Annotated in this window: 19 protein-coding genes; 12 read left to right on the top strand and 7 right to left on the bottom strand. The window is 66.9% G+C overall.

Annotated features, from left to right (window positions below):
- Nucleotides 1-39: 39 nt before the first annotated feature.
- The 6 genes from C1924_RS12305 to asnS form a co-directional block, all read right to left on the bottom strand.
- A complete protein-coding gene (locus C1924_RS12305; protein WP_108765557.1) occupies nucleotides 40-561 on the bottom strand; it encodes a 3-hydroxyanthranilate 3,4-dioxygenase in 522 nt (173 codons plus the stop codon).
- A 19-nt stretch (nucleotides 562-580) separates the two neighbouring features.
- The gene (can, locus tag C1924_RS12300) at nucleotides 581-1,243 is read right to left on the bottom strand and encodes a carbonate dehydratase (protein WP_108765556.1); all 663 of its coding nucleotides are present in this window, start codon (nucleotides 1,241-1,243) and stop codon (nucleotides 581-583) included.
- Between the two features lie 71 nt (nucleotides 1,244-1,314).
- Nucleotides 1,315-1,953: an FMN-binding negative transcriptional regulator gene (locus C1924_RS12295; protein ID WP_108765555.1), complete on the bottom strand. Its 639-nt coding sequence runs from the start codon at nucleotides 1,951-1,953 to the stop codon at nucleotides 1,315-1,317.
- Between the two features lie 10 nt (nucleotides 1,954-1,963).
- Nucleotides 1,964-2,278 (bottom strand): hypothetical protein, encoded by a 315-nt coding sequence (locus tag C1924_RS12290; RefSeq protein WP_108765554.1) that lies wholly within the window; start codon nucleotides 2,276-2,278, stop codon nucleotides 1,964-1,966.
- 7 nt (nucleotides 2,279-2,285) lie between these two features.
- Entirely contained in the window at nucleotides 2,286-2,585 is a 300-nt protein-coding gene (locus C1924_RS12285) for a hypothetical protein (protein WP_108765553.1), read from the bottom strand.
- A gap of 33 nt (nucleotides 2,586-2,618) precedes the next feature.
- Nucleotides 2,619-4,013 (bottom strand): asparagine--tRNA ligase, encoded by a 1,395-nt coding sequence (gene asnS / locus C1924_RS12280; RefSeq protein WP_079222389.1) that lies wholly within the window; start codon nucleotides 4,011-4,013, stop codon nucleotides 2,619-2,621.
- A gap of 130 nt (nucleotides 4,014-4,143) precedes the next feature.
- Here asnS and C1924_RS12275 point away from each other — a divergent pair, with 130 nt between their 5' ends.
- From C1924_RS12275 to zipA, 7 genes are all read left to right on the top strand, one after another.
- On the top strand, nucleotides 4,144-4,482 hold the full coding sequence (locus C1924_RS12275) for an iron-sulfur cluster assembly accessory protein (RefSeq protein ID WP_006452998.1): 339 nt from the start codon (nucleotides 4,144-4,146) through the stop codon (nucleotides 4,480-4,482).
- A 60-nt stretch (nucleotides 4,483-4,542) separates the two neighbouring features.
- Nucleotides 4,543-5,085, top strand: coding sequence for a CbrC family protein (locus C1924_RS12270; RefSeq protein WP_108765552.1), 543 nt, complete (start codon nucleotides 4,543-4,545; stop codon nucleotides 5,083-5,085).
- A 181-nt stretch (nucleotides 5,086-5,266) separates the two neighbouring features.
- Nucleotides 5,267-5,704, top strand: a complete 438-nt coding sequence (gene rpsF, locus C1924_RS12265) for a 30S ribosomal protein S6 (RefSeq protein WP_049445625.1) — start codon at nucleotides 5,267-5,269, stop codon at nucleotides 5,702-5,704.
- Between the two features lie 11 nt (nucleotides 5,705-5,715).
- On the top strand, nucleotides 5,716-5,946 hold the full coding sequence (gene rpsR, locus C1924_RS12260; protein ID WP_002804494.1) for a 30S ribosomal protein S18: 231 nt from the start codon (nucleotides 5,716-5,718) through the stop codon (nucleotides 5,944-5,946).
- A 105-nt stretch (nucleotides 5,947-6,051) separates the two neighbouring features.
- Nucleotides 6,052-6,504, top strand: coding sequence for a 50S ribosomal protein L9 (gene rplI, locus C1924_RS12255; RefSeq protein WP_108765551.1), 453 nt, complete (start codon nucleotides 6,052-6,054; stop codon nucleotides 6,502-6,504).
- A gap of 234 nt (nucleotides 6,505-6,738) precedes the next feature.
- The gene (gene smc, locus C1924_RS12250) at nucleotides 6,739-10,242 is read left to right on the top strand and encodes a chromosome segregation protein SMC (RefSeq protein WP_108765550.1); all 3,504 of its coding nucleotides are present in this window, start codon (nucleotides 6,739-6,741) and stop codon (nucleotides 10,240-10,242) included.
- 46 nt (nucleotides 10,243-10,288) lie between these two features.
- The gene (zipA, locus tag C1924_RS12245; protein WP_108765549.1) at nucleotides 10,289-11,026 is read left to right on the top strand and encodes a cell division protein ZipA; all 738 of its coding nucleotides are present in this window, start codon (nucleotides 10,289-10,291) and stop codon (nucleotides 11,024-11,026) included.
- Between the two features lie 184 nt (nucleotides 11,027-11,210).
- Here the strand turns inward: zipA and C1924_RS12240 are convergent, their stop codons facing one another.
- On the bottom strand, nucleotides 11,211-12,314 hold the full coding sequence (locus tag C1924_RS12240) for a pyridoxal phosphate-dependent aminotransferase (protein ID WP_108765548.1): 1,104 nt from the start codon (nucleotides 12,312-12,314) through the stop codon (nucleotides 11,211-11,213).
- A 229-nt stretch (nucleotides 12,315-12,543) separates the two neighbouring features.
- Between C1924_RS12240 and ligA the strand changes: the two genes are divergently transcribed.
- From ligA to mtnA, 5 genes are all read left to right on the top strand, one after another.
- The gene (ligA, locus tag C1924_RS12235; RefSeq protein WP_174208994.1) at nucleotides 12,544-15,015 is read left to right on the top strand and encodes an NAD-dependent DNA ligase LigA; all 2,472 of its coding nucleotides are present in this window, start codon (nucleotides 12,544-12,546) and stop codon (nucleotides 15,013-15,015) included.
- Between the two features lie 52 nt (nucleotides 15,016-15,067).
- Entirely contained in the window at nucleotides 15,068-15,553 is a 486-nt protein-coding gene (locus tag C1924_RS12230) for a GNAT family N-acetyltransferase (protein ID WP_108765546.1), read from the top strand.
- Entirely contained in the window at nucleotides 15,550-16,506 is a 957-nt protein-coding gene (gene epmA, locus C1924_RS12225) for an EF-P lysine aminoacylase EpmA (protein WP_108765545.1), read from the top strand. The genes C1924_RS12230 and epmA overlap by 4 nt, the downstream gene beginning before the upstream one ends.
- Before the next feature lie 132 nt (nucleotides 16,507-16,638).
- Nucleotides 16,639-17,376, top strand: a complete 738-nt coding sequence (locus tag C1924_RS12220) for a DUF3011 domain-containing protein (protein ID WP_108765544.1) — start codon at nucleotides 16,639-16,641, stop codon at nucleotides 17,374-17,376.
- 47 nt (nucleotides 17,377-17,423) lie between these two features.
- A complete protein-coding gene (mtnA, locus tag C1924_RS12215; RefSeq protein ID WP_108765543.1) occupies nucleotides 17,424-18,488 on the top strand; it encodes an S-methyl-5-thioribose-1-phosphate isomerase in 1,065 nt (354 codons plus the stop codon).
- The last annotated feature ends 176 nt before the right edge of the window (nucleotides 18,489-18,664 follow it).

Here is an 18,664-nt window from a genome sequence, read left to right as displayed (position 1 = left end):
GGCGGGCAGGCGCCCACTACGGTGGGTATTTACGACCCTTCAGCCCGCCGCCGGCGCAGGCAGCGGGTCCACGTGCCCGCACTGGCTGCAGGTGCGCAGTTCCAGGCTGGCCTGGTACCGCGCGAATACCTTGGGCAGGTCGGTTTCGATGTTCTGCAGCGGGAAATACTCTTCGTGCAGTTTGTGGTTGCAGCGCTCGCAGTGCCAGATCACGCCGTCCTTTTCGTGCGGCAGGCGCTTGCGCTCCACCACCAGGCCGATGCCACCGGGCGGGCGCCGCGGCGAATGAGGTACCTTCGCAGGCAGCAGGAAGATCTCGCCGGCGCGGATGGGAATGTCGCGCACCGCGCCCTCCTCCTGCACCTTCAGCACCATCTCGCCTTCCAGCTGGTAGAACCACTCCGGGCCTTCGTCATAGTGGTAGTCGGTGCGCGAATTCGGCCCGCCCACCACCATCACGATGAAGTCGCCGTTGTCGATCATCTTGTTGCCAACCGGCGGCTTCAGCAGGTGGCGGTTTTCTTCGATCCAGGCATGCAGGTTGATCGGCGCGGCGAGCATGGTTCGTTTCCTCGGGGGGTCAGTCGCGCTTGCCCTTGCGCGGCACGTAGGACAGGGCCTTTTCGTAGGCCGGCTGCAGTTCTTCCGGTGAACCGACGTCGATGCCCATCTCGCGCACGCGGCCGTCCTTCAGGCTGTAGACCCAGCCATGCACCATCAGCTTCTGGCCGCGGGCCCAGGCGTCCTGCACGATGGTCGAGCGGCACAGGTTGGCGACCTGCTCGATCACGTTCAGCTCGCACAGGCGGGCATGCTTGAGTTCATCGGTGTCGATCGCATCGATGATCGCGGTGTGCTTCTGCATCACATCGCCGACGTGGCGCAGCCAGTTGTCAGCCAGGCCGACGCGGGTGTTGTGCAGGCACGCATGCACGCCACCGCAGCCGTAGTGGCCGACGATCAGGATGTGCTTCACCTTCAGCTGGTCCACCGCGTACTGCACCACGCTCAGGCAGTTCAGGTCGGTGTGGGCGACCACGTTGGCCACATTGCGGTGCACGAAGACTTCGCCCGGGGCCATGCCGATGATCTGGTTGGCCGGCACGCGCGAATCGGAACAGCCGATCCACAGGTACTCCGGGTGCTGCTGCTTGGCCAGCTGGTGGAAGAACTCGGGGTCTTCCTTCTCGATGCGGTCGGCCCAGTCGCGGTTGTTCTGCAGCAGCTTGTGGATGTCTTTCATGTTCGGGTCCCTGGCGTCGGGTGGGCGAAGCGCGTGGCCGTCCGGTCACGTCATCGCGGGAAACAATGCGCTCAGCCGCTGGCGGCGGTCTGTTCGCGGTGCCAGCGCATCCACTGCGCCAGCTCGGTGAAATGCGGGGTGTCGAGCTTTTCCAGTTCGGCGATGACTGCCTGCTGGTTGGCCTCGGGGTGGTTCTGGCTCAGTTTCAGCTTCAGCTGTACCTGTTCGACCTGGAAGCGGAAACCGATGATGCCGCGCAGCTGGCGACGGTGGTCGTCGCGCTGTGGCTCGAACTGCCAGGCCTGGCCGACACTGGCTTCAAAGCGGTCGCCGATGTCGGAGACCAGCTGGGCCAGTACGTCGGTATCGTCGAAGCGCTGCAGCTGGCCGCGCAGTTCGGCGGCGGCATAGTTCCAGGTCGGTACGCGCGATGCCGCTTCCTTGTCCGGGTACCAGCTGGCGGACACGTAGCCGTGCGGGCCGTCGACCAGTACCTTGGCCGCGCCGTCGTGGCGCGCCTGCGGGTTGGCCCGGGCCCAGTGGCCGCGCAGTTCGATCCGGTCGCCGTCGCGGCGGTACAGCACTGGCACGCGGGTCAGTTCGGGCAGGCCGTCCTCCCCGGTGGTCAGCACGGTGACGAACGGATCACGCGCCAGCAGGCGATCCAGCCAGAGCAGGTCGGTCGCGGCGAAGTCGCGCGGGGTGAACATCGGTCGCGCCTTACGCGCGCGCGCCCAGCGACTGCACCATGCGACCGCGCAGTCCTTCATCGCTGCCGGCCTGCGGCGGCTGCACTTCGTGCAGGCTGAAGCCACGCACCAGGGCGTCTTCTTCGTCCAGGCCGTCGTACTCGACGAACTCGGCGTCGAACAGCTGCGAGCGCGCGGTGTCTTCGCTGTCATAGCTCAGCGTGTTGCCATCGCTGTCGAGCACTTCGGCGGTGCCCGCCGGGCGTACCCGCAGGCGGGCCCAGATCAGGGTGTTGCCGAGGCTGGCCAGCCACCAGCTGTCGCGGGCGTCGGTGTTGTCGTTCATCGGTGTGTTACCAGAGCGAGGCCAGCCAGAGCAGGGCGGCCATGCCCAGTCCAGCCAGCAGGGTCAGCAGCGATACCCAGGCCGGTGTCGCCAGCCCGGACAGCGAACGGTCCGGCTGCTGGCGGTAATCGCGGCGCAGCAGCCAGGCCAGGGCGTCGGGCTTGAGGAAGGCGCCAGTGCCGAAGCGCGCGGCGAGCGCCGGATGGCGGTCACGCACGTGCACCAGGGTCAATGGCCAGAAGATCACGAAGGCACTGAACCCGGCCACTGCGACGCCAACGAAACAGAGGGCGAAGAACAGGGTCATGGGGGCAGTACCTCCGTGGTCGTGGGGTGTGGCTTAGAAGTCCGCGCTGCCCGGGGCGCGCGGGTAGGGGATCGCATCGCGGATGTTGGACAGGCCGCAGACGTAGACCACCAGGCGCTCGAAGCCCAGGCCGAAGCCGGCGTGCGGCACCGAACCGTAGCGGCGGAAATCGCGGTACCAGCTGTAGTGCTCGCGATCCAGGCCGAACTGGGCCATGCGCGCATCGAGCACGTCCAGGCGCTCTTCGCGCTGGCTGCCGCCGATGATCTCGCCGATGCCCGGGGCCAGCACGTCCATCGCGGCGACGGTCTTGCCGTCGTCGTTCAGGCGCATGTAGAAGGCCTTGATGTGCTCCGGATAGTTGGTCACCACCACCGGGCGGCCGACGTGTTCTTCGGTCAGCCAGCGCTCGTGTTCGGTCTGCAGGTCCAGGCCCCATTCCACCGGGAAGTCGAACTTCTTGCCGGACTTCTGCAGCAGGCTGACCGCATCGGTGTAGTCGATGCGCTCGAACGGGGCATTGATGAAGTCTTCCAGCTTGGTGATCGCGTTCTTGTCCACGCGCTCGGCGATGAAGGCCAGATCGTCACCACGTTCGTTCAGTACGGCGCGGAACAGGTACTTCAGGAACTCTTCGGCCAGACGCGCGTCTTCGGCCAGGTCGGCGAAGGCGATTTCCGGCTCGATCATCCAGAATTCCGCCAGGTGGCGGGTGGTGTGGCTGTTCTCGGCACGGAAGGTCGGGCCGAACGTGTAGACCTTGCTCAGCGCCAGGCAGTAGGCCTCGACGTTCAGCTGGCCGGACACGGTCAGGAAGGTTTCCTTGCCGAAGAAATCGCGGCTGAAATCGATCGCGCCCTTCTCGTCGCGCGGCAGGTTCACCATGTCCAGGGTGGACACGCGGAACATCTGGCCGGCGCCTTCAGCGTCGGAGGTGGTGATGATCGGGGTGCTGATCCAGTTGAAGCCGTTCTCGTGGAAGAAGCGGTGCACGGCCTGGGCCAGGCAGTTGCGGATGCGGGTGACCGCGCCGAACAGGTTGGTGCGCGGGCGCAGGTGCGCCACTTCGCGCAGGAATTCCGGCGACATCGGCTTGGGCTGGATCGGGTAGGTGAGCGGGTCTTCCACCCAGCCGACCACTTCCAGCGCGCTGGCCTGGATCTCGAACGACTGGCCCTTGCCCTGCGACTTCACCAGGGTGCCGGTGGCGATGACCGAGCAGCCGCTGGTCAGGCGCTTGATCTCGTCGAAATTGGCCAGCGTGTCGTTGGCCACGACCTGGATCGGCGCGAAGCAGGAACCGTCGCTCACATTGACGAAGGCCAGATTCGCTGAACCGCGCACCGTGCGCACCCATCCGCGTACCGTGACTTCTCCGCCTTCCGGGATCTTCCCGGCAAGCGCATGTTCAACGCTGACCACCGTCATGACTTGAATCCTCTGCTGATCGACTCGATCTGTGAACACGGGAGTTTACCGGTTGCAGCGTTCTGCTTGCGAGGCATTTTTCGCGGCCGCCGGCTCCTTATAATGTCCCCGTACCCCTGGAGTAAGCCTCATGGCCGTCAGCCTGACCCCCATCGCCTTCGAGCGCGTGCAGCGCTTCGTCGCCCAGACCCCCGGCGCCCTGGGCCTGCGCTTCGGCGTGACCAAGACCGGCTGCTCCGGCTGGGGGCACGTGACCGACCTGGCCCGTGACGAACGCGAGGGAGACACCGTGTTCGACCAGGATGGCGTGAAGATCTATGTCGACGCCAAGAGCCTGGCCCTGGTGGATGGCACCGTCATCGACTTCGGCAAGCACGGCCTGAGCGAGACCTTCACGTTCAGCAACCCGAACGCCACCGCCGAGTGTGGCTGCGGCGAGAGTTTCACCACCGACGCCGACAAGGCCTGAGGGCCGGCCGCCGGGCGTGGCACTGCGGCGCTGGGAACTGCCCTGGACTGGAATTCGTCGATGGAACGGCCGGTTTTCACCTATCACCCCAATGCCTACGTGACTGCCTTTGAAGCGGTCGATGGGGTCTGTGACGGCTGCGGCCAGCCCCGCACGCTCCGCTACCGCGGGCCGTTCTACTCCCACGCGAACCCCGATTATCTGTGCCCCTGGTGCATCGCCGACGGCAGCGCATCAGCACGCTATGACGGCGAATTCACCGGCTGGAGCGATATCGAGGGGGTATCGCCGGATCCGGCTGATCCGCCTCCGACCATCCCCCGCGAGCTCCTGCTGGAGATCTGCGAGCGCACGCCGGGCTACCCCTCGTGGCAGCAGTCTGTGTGGCTCAGCCATTGTGAACGGCCCTGCGCGTTCCTCGGATTTGCCGGCAGCCAGGACCTGCTGCCGATCCTGGATCAGGTCCGGCCGGACGTGCTGGCGGTCAACCCGCGCGACGCCGATTGGGTACTCGAACACCTGACCCGTGATGGGGAGATGGTCGGCTGCCTGTTCCAATGCCTGCAGTGCGGCCAGCACCGCCTTCACGTCGATCTGGGCTGACGATCCGGGCTGAATGGGCTGCCGGGTTCAGCTTGCCGGCGCGCCGCCTGGTTGCCCGCCACCCCCAACTGCGCCATAATGCGCGGCTTCCTGCCTTCCTGGCGGGAACCCTTGCCCCACCGCGGTATCCACGGCGGGGGGCTGTCCGGCCGCAAGGCCACATCCGAAAGGTAGAAAAAACATGAGTCGTCATTACGAAATCGTGTTCATGGTCCACCCGGACCAGAGCGAGCAGGTCCCGGCCATGATCGAGCGCTACAAGTCGCTGGTCGAGAACGGCAACGGCACCATCCACCGTCTGGAAGACTGGGGCCGCCGCCAGCTGGCGTACCCGATCCAGAACCTGGTGAAGGCGCACTACGTGCTGCTGAACATCGAAGCCGACCAGGCCGTTCTGAACGAACTGACCGAAAGCTTCCGCTTCAACGACGCCGTGCTGCGCAACCTGGTCATCAAGCGTGACGAGGCTGACACCGAGCAGTCGCTGATCATGAAGAGCAAGGACGAGAAGGGTGACAAGCCGGAGCGCGGTGAGCGCCGTCGTCGTGACGACGAAGAAGGCGAGTCCACCACCACCGCTGACAACGAAGCCGGCGACGACGCCGCTTCCGCCGCCTAAGGAGCCTTCCCATGTCCAAGTTCTTCCGTCGCCGCAAGTTCTGCAAGTTCACGGCTGAAGGTGTGAAGGAGATCGACTACAAGGATCTCAACACCCTGCGCCAGTACCTGACCGAGAACGGCAAGATCGTGCCGAGCCGCGTCACCGGTACCAAGTCGAAGTACCAGCGCCAGCTGGCGACCGCCGTCAAGCGCGCTCGCTTCCTGGCCCTGATTCCGTACACCGACAACCACGACGTCTGATGCCCGGCGGGGCGGCCCGGTGCCGCCCCCGCTGTGCCAGCTATTCGGACAGCCTTTGTTGCGGGGCATGACCTCGCTAACGAATAACTTACCTGGAGCAATACCATGCAGCTGATCCTCCTGCAGAAAGTCACCAACCTCGGCAACCTGGGCGACCTGGTCGACGTGAAGCCGGGCTACGGCCGTAACTTCCTCGTGCCGCAGGGCAAGGCCGTTCCGGCCACCGAGAGCAACAAGGCCGAGTTTGAAGCCAAGCGCGCCGAGTACGAAGCCAAGGCCCAGGCCATCCACGCCGACGCTGACGCCCGCAAGGCCAAGCTGGAAGGCGCGAGCGTGACCATCGCCGCCAACGCTTCGACCGAAGGCAAGCTGTACGGCTCGGTCGGCGCCCGCGAAATCGCCGATGCCTTTACCGCTGCCGGCCTGCCGCTGAGCAAGAGCGAAGTCATCCTGGGCGAAGGCGCCTTCCGCAACATCGGTGAGTACGACGTCCTGGTGCACCTGCACGCCGACGTTGAAACCACCGTCAAGGTTGTGGTTGAAGCCGAAAAGGCCTGATCCCACGCCGCAAGGCCTGGTGTCACCAGAACGGGCGCCCGCAAGGGTGCCCGTTTTGTTTTGGGGAAGGCCCGGCGCCCGCAGCCTTGGCCGGATCACGTTCCACGCCCCTCGTAGAACACAGCCACATCGGTATACTCAGGGCGTCACGCCCGTTCCACGGCCAGCGATCCCAGCAGGATCAAGGACTTGGAGGGTAAGCAGGCCGCTCGCCGGCCCCAGTCCGGAACCTCTATGCGTCTTTCCACGATCAAGCTGTCCGGCTTCAAGTCGTTCGTCGATCCGACCACCCTGCACCTGCCGACCAACATGACCGGCGTGGTGGGGCCCAATGGCTGCGGCAAGTCGAACATCATCGACGCCGTGCGCTGGGTCATGGGCGAAAGTTCGGCCAGCCGGCTGCGCGGCGACTCGCTGACCGACGTGATCTTCTCCGGTTCCAACGCCCGCAAGCCGGTTTCGCAGGCCACCGTCGAGCTGATCTTCGATAATTCGGACCACACGATTTCCGGCGAGTACGCCTCGTTCAACGAAATATCGGTCAAGCGCACGGTCAGCCGCGACGGCAGCAGCAACTATTATCTCAATGGCACCAAGTGCCGCCGCCGCGACATCACCGATCTGTTCCTGGGCACCGGCCTGGGGCCGCGCAGCTACTCGATCATCGAGCAGGGCATGATCAGCCAGATCATCGAGGCGCGCCCGGAAGACCTGCGCGTGTACCTGGAAGAAGCGGCCGGCATCTCCAAGTACAAGGAGCGCCGCAAGGAAACCGAAACCCGCATCCGCCACACCCGCGAGAACCTGGACCGCCTGGGCGATCTGCGCGATGAGATCAGCAAGCAGCTCGAACACCTCAAGCGCCAGGCCCGGCAGGCCGAGCAGTACCAGGCGCTGCAGGAAGAGCGCCGGGTCAAGGATGCCGAGTGGAAGGCGCTGGAGTTCCGTGGCCTCGACGGCCGCCTGTCCAAGCTGCGCGAAGGGCTGTCGCAGGAAGAAACCAAGCTGCAGCAGCTGATTGCCGACCAGCGTGAGGCCGAAGCCCGCATCGAGACCTCGCGCGTGCGCCGCGAAGAGGCCGCCGATGCACTCAATACCGCACAGGCCGCCGTCTACCAGGTCGGCAGCACGCTGGCCCGTGTCGAGCAGCAGATCCAGCACCAGCGTGAACTGTCGCAGCGCCTGCACAAGGCGCGCGACGAAACCCGGCAGGCATTGTCCGAGCTTGGCCAGCACATCAGTGGCGACGAAGCCAAGCTGAGGGTGCTGCGCGAGGCCGTCGACGATGCCACCCCGCAGCTGGAAGCGCTGCAGGAAGAGAACGAGATCAAGCAGGAAAGCCTGCGCGAGGCCGAAGACCGCCTGGCCAGCTGGCAGCACCGCTGGGAACAGCACACCTCGCAGAGCTCGGAAGCCTCGCGTGCCGGCGATGTCGAGCGGACCCGCGTGGACTACCTGGACAAGCAGATCCTTGATGCCGACCGGCGCCGCGAAGCGCTGGCCGGCGAGCGCGCCGGGCTGGACGTGGATGCGCTGGAAGAAGCCTTCGAGCAGCTGTACCTGCAGCATGAAACGCAGAAGACGGCGCTGGACGAACTCGGCGAGGACGTCGAACGCCGCAAGCAGGGCGTGACTGCCGTGCAGGAACAGCAGCGCACCGGCCAGAATGAACTGGCCGAGCTGCGCAAGCAGTCCAATGGCCTGCGTGGCCGCCTGGCGTCACTGGAAACCCTGCAGCAGGCCGCGCTCGGCCAGGAGCAGGGCGCCGCCGTGGCGTGGCTGAAGGCTCACGGGCTGGATTCGGCTGCACGCGTGGGCGAGCGTTTGGATGTCGATGCCGGCTGGGAAAATGCCGTGGAAAGCGCGCTCGGCCAGCTGATCGAGGGCGTGCTGGTGGAGGAGCCGGCGCGTCTGGTCGATGCGCTGGGCGAACTCGGCGATGGTCACATCGCGCTGGTGGCCGACGCATCCGGCGAACTGAACGTGGCGCCGACCTCGCTGGCCGCACGCGTGCGGGGCCCGGTGGCCATCCGCCGCCTGCTGGCCCACCTGCACGGTGCCCGTGACCTGGCCGAAGCGAAGACGCTGCAGGCCGGCCTGCCCGAGGGCGATTCGATCATCACCCAGGGCGGCGAGCGCCTGGGCCAGGGCTGGCTGCGGGTGTCGCGTTCCGGTGCCGCCCAGCAGGGTGCACTGCTGCGCGAACGCGAGATCAACGAACTGCGCGAGCAGATCGAACAGCTGCAGGACCGCGAGGCCGCAGTGGAAGAGCAGCTCGCGGCATTCCGTGACCAGTTGCTGGCGGCGGAGCAGCAGCGCGAGGACGCGCAGCGGGCGCTGTACCAGGCGCATCGTGCGGTGTCCGAACTGGCCGGCCAGTTGCAGGGCCAGCAGGGCAAGGTGGAAGCAGCGCGCACGCGCATCGATCGCATCGAAGGTGAGCTGGGCCAGCTGCTGGAAACCCTGGACGTCAACCGCGAACAGGCGCGCGAGGCGCGTTCGCGGCTGGAGAGTGCGGTCAGCAGCATGGGCGATCTGGAATCGACCCGGCAGGGCCTGGAAGGCGAGCGTCGTCAGTTGACCGATGCGCGCGATGTGGCCCGCGAAGCCGCGCGCGCGGTGCGCGAGCGTTCGCATGCACTGGCCCTGACTCTGGAGTCGCAGCGTGCGCAGGTGGCATCGCTGAGCCAGGCATTGGAGCGCATGAGTACCCAGCGCGGGCAGCTGGATTCGCGCCTGGGCGAACTGCATTCGCAGCTCGACGAAGGCGATTCGCCGGTCGAATCGCTGCAGGCCGAACACCAGAACGCGCTGGAAGAACGCGTGCGTGCCGATCGCGTGCTGACCGAAGCACGCACGCTGCTGGACGGCATCGACGCCGAACTGCGCAATTACGAACAGACCCGCCACCAGCGCGACGAACAGGCGCTGGCCCAGCGTGAGCGAATTTCGCAGCGCAAGCTTGACCAGCAGGCGCTGGTGCTCAGTGCCGAGACCCTGCAGGGTGCGGTGGAAAAGGCGGGTTTTGTGCTGCGGGACGTGCTCAACGCGCTGCCGGACGATGCCCGCCTGGGCGACTGGGAACAGGCCGTTCACCAGATCGACGGACGCATGCGCCGGCTGGAGCCGGTCAACCTGGCCGCCATCCATGAGTACGGAGAAGCATCGCAGCGTTCGGACTATCTGGACGCGCAGCACACCGACCTGACCACCGCGCTGGAAACCCTGGAAGACGCCATCCGCAAGATCGACCGCGAAACCCGTGGCCGCTTCAAGGACACCTTCGACCGCGTCAATGCGGGCGTGCAGGCACTGTACCCGCGCCTGTTCGGTGGCGGCCATGCCTATCTGGAACTGACCGGCGAGGACCTGCTGGATACCGGCGTGACCATCATGGCGCGCCCGCCGGGCAAGCGCGTGTCCAGCATCTCGCTGCTGTCCGGCGGTGAGAAGGCGATGACCGCGGTCGCCCTGGTGTTTGCGATCTTCCAGCTCAATCCCGCGCCCTTCTGCCTGCTGGACGAGGTGGACGCGCCGCTGGACGAGGCCAACGTCGGTCGCCTGGCCAACATGGTCAAGGAGATGAGCGAGAAGGTGCAGTTCCTGTTCGTCAGCCATAACAAGGCGACGATGGAGGCGGCCCACCAGCTGTCGGGCGTCACCATGCGCGAGCCGGGCGTCAGCCGCCTGGTCAGCGTGGACCTGGAAGAAGCCGCGCGATTGGCGGGCGCGGCCTGACGTGCCATTCTAGTTACCTGAATGAACTAGCCGGAGAACCTACCGAATGACCGACACGGCATTGTTGCGCATCGGCATCCTGGCCGCCGGCCTGCTGCTGGTTGCCGCGATCTTCCTGTTTGGCCGTCCGAAAAAGAAGCCGCAGGGGCGCCGCGTGGAAAGCACGGAACCGAGCAGCGGTGAGCGCCGCGAGCCGGTGCTGGGCGAAGACGGCGTGGCCTTGGGCGAGAGCCGAAGCGAGCCGGGGCTGGGCGACGAAGGCCAGCAGGCGGAACTGGGCCTGGCCGATACCGACCCGGGCAGCAGCGATCTGGGCAAGCGTGCGACCCAGGACTTCGACAAGATCGTGTCGTTGTTCGTGGCCGCCCGCGCCGGTGAACAGCTGCGTGGCGAGGACATCGTGGTGGCGGCCGAAAAGACCGGCCTGGTGTTTGGCCATATGAACGTGTTCCACCGCCTGGTGGAAGGCCATCCCGAGCGCGGCCCGATCTTTTCGATGGCCAGCATCATGAAGCCGGGCAGCTTCGACATGGGCAACATCCGCGCCATGGAAACCCCGGCCATCGCCTTCTTCCTGACCCTGCCGGCACCGCTGACCGCGCTGGATGCCTGGGAAAAGATGCTGCCGACCGTGCAGCGCATGGCCGAGCTGCTTGATGGCGTGGTGCTGGATGACAGCCGCAACGCCTTGGGCCGCCAGCGCATCGCCCACATCCGCGACGAGCTGCGTGCCTACGATCGCCAGCACCAGGCACCGCCGCTGACCAAGCCGCCGCGCTGGTAAATGCTGATGTGCCGACCCACGGTCGGCACCTACCGGGATTGATGTGTCGGCCAACGGTCGGCACCTACCGGGACGGATGTGCCGACCAACGGTCGGCACCTACCGGGACGGATGTGCCGACCCACGGTCGGCACCTACCGGGGATGATGTGCCGATCAACGGTCGGCACCCACCGCGGAGGGTGTTACGCCGGCACGCCGGCGACCTTGGCGAATGCGCTGCGGAACGCCGCCATTTCCTCTTCGGTGCCTACGGTCACCCGCACGCGCTGCGGCCAGATCGGCCAACTGCGGCCGATCACCACACCGTTGTCGGCCATTGCCTTGGCAAAGGCGTTGCCGTCGCGCTGCACATCCACCACGAAGCAGTTGGCTTCCGACGGCACGCAGCTGAAACCGCGCTTGCCCAGCCAGGCGATGGTGGTCTGGCGGACCTTCGCGTTCTGCAGGCGGCGCTGCGCGATCAGCTGCGGATCACGCAGGCTGGCCAGCCCTGCAGCCAGCGCGGGTACCGGCAGCGGGTTCTCGCCCAGGCTGGCCAGGTCGCGCAGGCGGTCGGGATGGGCGGCCGCCACGCCCAGGCGCAGGCCGGCCATGCCATACAGCTTGGAGAACGTACGCAGCACGATCAGGTCATCGCGCTGGGCCACCTGCGCGATCAGGCTGGGCTGCTCGCTGTACTGCAGGTAGGCCTCGTCCACCAGCACGCGGGTGGCGGCAGGTTTGTTGGCCAGCAACCAGGCCAGCTCGGTCGGCGGGCTGATCGAGCCGGTGGGATTGTTCGGATTGCAGACGTAGATCAGGCCGGTCGGCTGGGCGTGCGCTGCTGCCGCCATCGCGCGCAGATCGTGCGCGCCATCGGTACGCAGCGGAACCTTCTGGACAGGGGCGCCACGTGCACCGGCCATGTCACCCAGGCTCTCGAAGGTCGGGTCGGCCACCACCAGCGCCGCCTGAGGGCTGGTCCACAGGGTGGCGGCACGGTTCAGGGGTTCGCTGGAACCCGGGTACAGGCGTACGTGGTCAGCCGGGAGGCCGGCCTCGGCGGCGAAGGCGTCGCGCACCTGCCCGGCCAGGGCGAACTGGTAACGACCACTGCCGGCAATACTGTCGCGCGCGGCCTGCTGGGCGGCGGGCGAGGGGCCGTACGGGCATTCGTTGAAGCTGAGCAGGACCGGGCCACGGGGGACCGATTGGGCCTGGGCCAGGTGGGGCAGGCCGCTGCCAGCGGCGACGAGGCCGGCACCGGCCAGCTGCAGGAAGTGGCGGCGGGAGGCGGGCAGGGTCACGTGCAGGATTCCGAAGGGTGGCCGATGCACGCTAGCGCTGCCGGCGGCGGGCGGCAACCCGCACTGTTAGCTTCAAGCTCGCTCGACTGCCGCTCTTGTAGAGTCGAGCTCGCTCGACTCTACCCAGCCGCAGTCGAGCAAGCTCGACGCTACATGCCACCCCGGCGGGGCATTACGGGGGGCTGACACCCGGGCGCGGTAGAATTCCCGGCCATCCCAGAAGCACCGGATTCCGATGAGCCCCAGCCCCGCCGAACGCGCCGAAGACCTTCGCCGGCAGATCGCCCAGGCCAACCGCGCCTACCACGAGCTGGATGCGCCGGAGATCCCCGACGTCGACTACGACCGCCTGGTGCGCGAACTGGAAGTGCTGGAACGCGAACACCCGGAACTGGCCCGCGCCGACAGCCCCACCCAGCAGGTGGGCGCGCGCCCGTCCGGCCGCTTCGCCGAGGTGCGCCATGCGGTGCCGATGCTGTCGCTGTCCAATGCCTTCAGTGATGAGGAAGTGGCCGACTTCGTGCGCCGCATCGACGAGCGCCTGGGCCGCCGCAGCCTGCAGTTCTCGGCCGAACCGAAGATGGATGGCTTGGCGATCAGCCTGCGCTACGAAGACGGGCAGTTCGTGCTGGGCGCCACCCGTGGCGATGGCAGCACCGGCGAGGACGTGACCGCCAACCTGCGCGAGATCGCCGATATTCCCAAGCGCCTGCACGGGCAGGATTGGCCGGACGTGCTGGAAGTGCGCGGCGAGGTCTACATGGCCCGTGCGGATTTCGAGGCCTACAACGATCGGGCACGGCTGCACGGTGGCAAGGTGCTGGCCAACCCACGCAACGCCGCCGCCGGTTCGCTGCGCCAGCTGGATGCGAAGATCAGCGCGCAGCGCAGGCTGAGTTTCTTCGCCTATGGCACCGGCGACGTGCAGGGCGGTGCGCTGCCCGATACCCATTCGGGCACGCTGGCACAGCTGGGTGCATGGGGTTTCCCGGTAAGCGCGTTGTGCAAGGTGGTGGAAGGTACGGACGGCCTGCTGGGCTACTACCGTGATATCGGCGAACGCCGTGACGGCCTGCCGTTCGATATCGACGGCGTGGTCTACAAGCTGGATGACCGCGCGGGCCAGCAGGCCATGGGCTTCGTCTCGCGCGCACCGCGCTGGGCCATCGCGCACAAGTTCCCGGCACAGGAACAGAGCACCACGGTGGAGGCGATCGAGATCCAGATCGGCCGCACGGGTGCTGCAACGCCGGTCGCGCGCCTCGCACCGGTCGCGGTGGCCGGGGTGATCGTGTCCAACGCTACCCTGCACAACGCCGACCAGATCGCGCGCCTGGACGTGCGGGTGGGCGACAGCGTGATCGTGCGCCGTGCCGGTGATGTCATCCCCGAAGTGGTCAGCGTCATTCTCGACCGCCGCCCGCAAGGCACCACGCCGTGGCAGATGCCGGACCGCTGCCCGGTATGCGGTTCGGAAATCGTGCGCGAGGAGGGCGCCGCCGCATGGCGCTGTTCGGGCGAACTGTCCTGCCCGGCGCAGCGCAAGGAGGCCATCGCCCACTTCGCGTCGCGCCGCGCGATGGATATCGACGGTCTGGGTGACAAGTACATCGAAACCCTGGTCGACGCGGGCATCGTCACGCGCGTGGCCGATCTCTACCGGCTCACCCGCGACCAGTTGCTGCATCTGAAACTGGTGCTCGATGCAGAAGATCCCTCGGCGCTGGCCAACGGCCTCAAGCCGCACCTGCCTGCCGAGGGCAGTGGCGATGTCCTGAAGGCCGTGCTCGCGCTCGACGCACACGACCCCGCCTGGCGTGCGCAGGCGCTGGTGCAGCCGGCCACGTTCGAGTGGAACACGAAGAAGATCGCGACCAAGTGGGCCGACAACCTGATCGCCGCCATCGACGCCAGCCGCGAGGCCAGCCTGGAACGGCTGCTGTTTGCGCTGGGCATCGAGCACGTGGGCGAAAGCACAGCCAAGGCGCTGGCGCTGTGGTTCGGTGATCTGACGCTGATCCGTCGCCTGCCGTGGCCGCTGTTCAAGCGCGTGCCGGACATCGGCGGCGAGGTGGCGCGTTCGCTGGGTCATTTCTTCGAGCAGCAAGGCAACCAGGAAGCCATTGATGCGCTGCTGGAGGTTGGCCAGGTACGCATCCGCGATGCGCATCCGCCCAGCGCGAAGCTGCGCGAGGGCCTGGATCTGGCCCAGCTGCTGGTCGAGGCCGAGATTCCCGGCATCACCCGCCTGCGCGCCGAGAAGCTGGTGGCAGCGCTGCCCAGCGCACAGGCCGTGCTCGATGCCGAGCATGGCCAATTCGTCAACGCCGGCCTGCCGGATGACACCGCACGTGGCGTAGCCGAATGGCTCGACAGTGGTGACCACGGCAAGCTGCTGCTGGCGGCGGAAGCCGAGATGCGGCACATCCTGGACACGGCGCCGGCACTGGCCGAGGTGGTGGCCGGCCCGCTGGATGGCCAGACCGTCGTGCTCACCGGCACCCTGGCCCAGCTCACCCGTGATGCCGCCAAGGAACGTCTGGAAGCGCTGGGGGCCAAGGTCTCCGGCAGTGTGTCCAAGAAGACCAGCTTCGTGGTGGCAGGCACCGAAGCGGGTTCCAAGCTGGACAAGGCGCAATCGCTGGGCGTGCCGGTGTGGGATGAAGACCGCCTGCTGGCCTACCTGGCGGAGCACGAGTAACGACACCGCCGGGCGCCGTCCGCGCCCGGCCTGATACACGAGAGGACACCCGATGCAGACCGCCCCGCTGGATTTCCGCCTGGCCACGCGCGCCGATGAGGAACTGCTGATCGCATTGATGCGCGAGTTCTACGCCGAAGACAGGATCGACTTCGATGATGCGCGCGTGCGCCGTGGCGTCGATGCGCTGCTGGCCGACCCGCGCAACGGCGAAGTGCTGCTGTGGCTGGACGAGGCCGCAGAAGTCTGTGGCTACGCGGTCATCGCCATGGGTTTCAGCCTGGAGCAGGGCGGCCATTTCATGCTGCTGGACGAGCTGTACCTGGCGCACCGCGCGCGCGGTCGTGGCCGTGGCAAGCAGGCGCTGGCCATCTGTGAGCAGCGTGCGCGCGGGCGCGGTGTCAGCCGCCTGCGCCTGGAAGTGAACCATCACAATGAACTGGCCCGTCGCCTGTACCTGGCCAGTGGCTACATCGATGACACCCGCGATCTGCTGACCCTGCCGCTGGATCACCCGCGCCCGGAGGGCATCCTGTGAGCGAAGCCCTGTTGCACGCACTGCGGCAGCGTGCGGCGCTGAACGCGCTGGTGCGCCGCTTTTTCGCCGAACGCGATGTGCTGGAAGTGGAGACGCCAATCCTGTCAGTCGCCGGCAACACCGAGCCGAACATCGACAGCTTCCATACCGATTTCAGCGGCCACGTCGATGCCGGTGGTCGCCGCCGCTGGCTGCGCACCTCGCCGGAATTCCCGCTCAAGCGCCTGCTGGCGGCTGGCGTGGGCGATTGCTATGAGCTTGGGCGGGTGTTCCGCAATGGCGAGGCCGGTGGCCGTCACAATCCCGAATTCACCATGCTGGAGTGGTACCGCGTGGGCTGGGATCACCATCGCCTGGTGCAGGAAACCGCCGCATTGGTGGGCCAGGCGCTGGCCCTGGTCGGGCGCACGGCGACGCTGCTCGTGCTCAGCTACCGCGAACTGTTCCTGCAGCATGCCGGCGTGGATCCGTTCGATGCGGATGAGCGCGCGCTGCGCGCCGCGTTGGGCGAGGTGCACATCGACCCGGTGGGCCTCACCCGCGACGACTGGCTGGATCTGCTGATGACCCATCGCATCCAACCGCACTTCGATGACGCGGTGATGACGGTCGTCCACGATTGGCCAGCCAGCCAGGCGGCGTTGGCACGCATCCGCCCCGGCACGCCGGCGCTGGCCGAACGCTTCGAGCTGTACCTGGGTGCGGTCGAGCTGGCCAACGGGTATCACGAGCTGAATGATGCAGGCGAGCAACGTACGCGCTTCGAGCGCGACCAACAGCGGCGGCACGAACGGGGCCAGGTGCAACCGGCACTGGACGAAGCCTTGTTGTCGGCGTTGCCTGCCATGCCGGCCTGCGCAGGCGTGGCTGTAGGCGTGGATCGCCTGCTGATGGCGATGAACCGTACGCCTCGCATTGCCGACGTGCTGGCGTTTGATTTCGCACATGCCTGAACGACATGGCGCTCACTGCGCCTGAACAAAAACGACGGATTTCGCGCTTGATTCAGCAAGCACGATGATGGTCTTATCACGCCTGATGCGGGACACTGGCATCGTGGGTCATCCGCTCCGTTGGGGAATGCTTTGGTCAAGTGGTTTGCGGTCGTCGCGGCACCGGTGTACTCCATGGCGATATGGGGCGGCCTGCTGCCTTCGTTGGCGTCAGCGCAGCCGGCTGGCTACGAAGGCGAAGTGGTGACCTGCGAATCGCGCGACATGGGCTGGGTGCACTGCGACATCGACGTCAGCAACGGCGTGGATCTGGTGCGCCAGTTGTCGAGCAACACCTGCATCCGTGGCAGCGAGTGGGGTACCGACCGCAGTGGCGTGTGGGTGACCCTGGGCTGCCGTGCAGAGTTCCGTGCACGTGCGGCGGCGGGTACCGCTTCTGCTGCCGCCAGCGACGGCAAGGGCAAGCGCCTGGTGCGCCGCGTGGTGCGCTGCGAATCGAGCGGCCGCCCACAGAGCTGCCCCGTGCGGCTGGATGGCGCGCCGGTGCGCCTGCTGCGCCAGCTCTCGGTGCTGCCGTGCCGCGAAGGGCAGGGCTGGGGCTACAAGCGCAACGAGGTCTGGACCAGCCGCGGCTGCCAGGGGGATTTCGAGGTGGCTGATGATGATGGCCGTTTCGTCGACGTCGCGCGCAAGGTGACCTGCGAATCCAAATCCAAGCGGCGGCGCTTCTGCGGTGCCTCCATTTCCACCCAAGCCACGGTGATCAAGCAGCTGTCCGGCACGGCCTGCGAGGAAGGCCGTACCTGGGGCTGGAGCCGCAACGGCATCTGGGTGGACGGTGGCTGCCGCGCCGAATTCTCGGTGAATTGAGGCCGGGCAGGCTCGAACCGTATGGGGCGTGGCCCTACAATGGGCTCATGAACACTGCCACCGACCTCGACTACGCCCGCTACGACCACATCCGCCCGATCCTGTGGACCGGCGATGCCCTGCAACTGCTCGACCAGCGCAAGCTGCCGTTCGTGGTTGAACACGTGGTCTGCCATGACAGCGACGACGTCGCCATCGCCATTCATGCGCTGACCGTGCGCGGTGCGCCGGCCATCGGCATCGCGGCCGCCTGGGGCGTGGTGCTGGCCGCACGTGATGTGCAGGCCGCCGATGGTGCGCACGCCCTGCAGCAGCTGGAACCGGCCCTGCAGCGGCTGAATGCCTCGCGCCCGACCGCGGTGAACCTGGCCTGGGCACTGGCGCGCATGCGCCGTTGCCTGACCGCTGCCGGTGCCGACTGGAAGGTGCAGCTGGAAGCCGAGGCGCAGGCCATCGCCGAGGAAGACCTGGCCGCCAACCGTCACATGGGGGCGCTGGGTGCGGGTCTGATCGACGCCGGCAGCGGCGTGCTGACCCATTGCAACACCGGTTCGCTGGCCACCGCAGGCTTCGGCACTGCACTGGGTGTCATCCGTGCCGGCATGGCTCAGCATCGCATCGCCCGCGTGTTTGCCGGCGAGACCCGTCCGTGGCTGCAGGGTGCACGCCTGACCGTGTGGGAACTGCAGCAGGACGGCATCGACGCCACCCTGATCGCCGATTCGGCCGCCTCGCACCTGATGAAGACCGGTGCGGTGCAGTGGGTGATCGTCGGTGCCGACCGCATCTGCGCCAACGGCGATACCGCCAACAAGATCGGCACCTACCAGCTGGCCATCGCCGCCCGCCACCACGGGGTGAAGTTCATGGTGGTGGCGCCGTCCTCCACGGTGGACATGGACACCGTGGATGGCAGCCAGATCGAGATCGAGCAGCGCGACCCCGGCGAACTGTACGGCGTGGGCGGTACCCGCACCGTGGCCGAAGGCATCGCCGCCTGGAACCCGGTGTTCGACGTCACCCCGGGTGAGCTGATCGACGCCATCGTGACCGAGCGCGGGGTCATCCTGAACCCGACCCCGGAAAACATGCGGGCCGCCTTCGGCGGTTGACGGACACGCGGGGTCAGAGCTCTTTCCTGCGGAAACGGATCTGACCCCGGCCCCGAATCCGCCGCAGCCGAGCATGGGCTCGGCTCTACAGGGCCGGCAACCCCCTAAGTTCCTGATTTGTGCCGGTAAAATCCCCGTAAAGGGAGGCGGAAAACGGCCTGTTGTGGTAGTATCCA

The sequence above is a fragment of the Stenotrophomonas sp. ESTM1D_MKCIP4_1 genome, assembly GCF_003086895.1.
In the GTDB taxonomy this organism is placed as follows: Bacteria; Pseudomonadota; Gammaproteobacteria; order Xanthomonadales; family Xanthomonadaceae; genus Stenotrophomonas.
The sequence above is the reverse complement of the archived record's forward strand: the minus strand, read 5'-3'. Positions and strand labels throughout refer to the sequence as shown.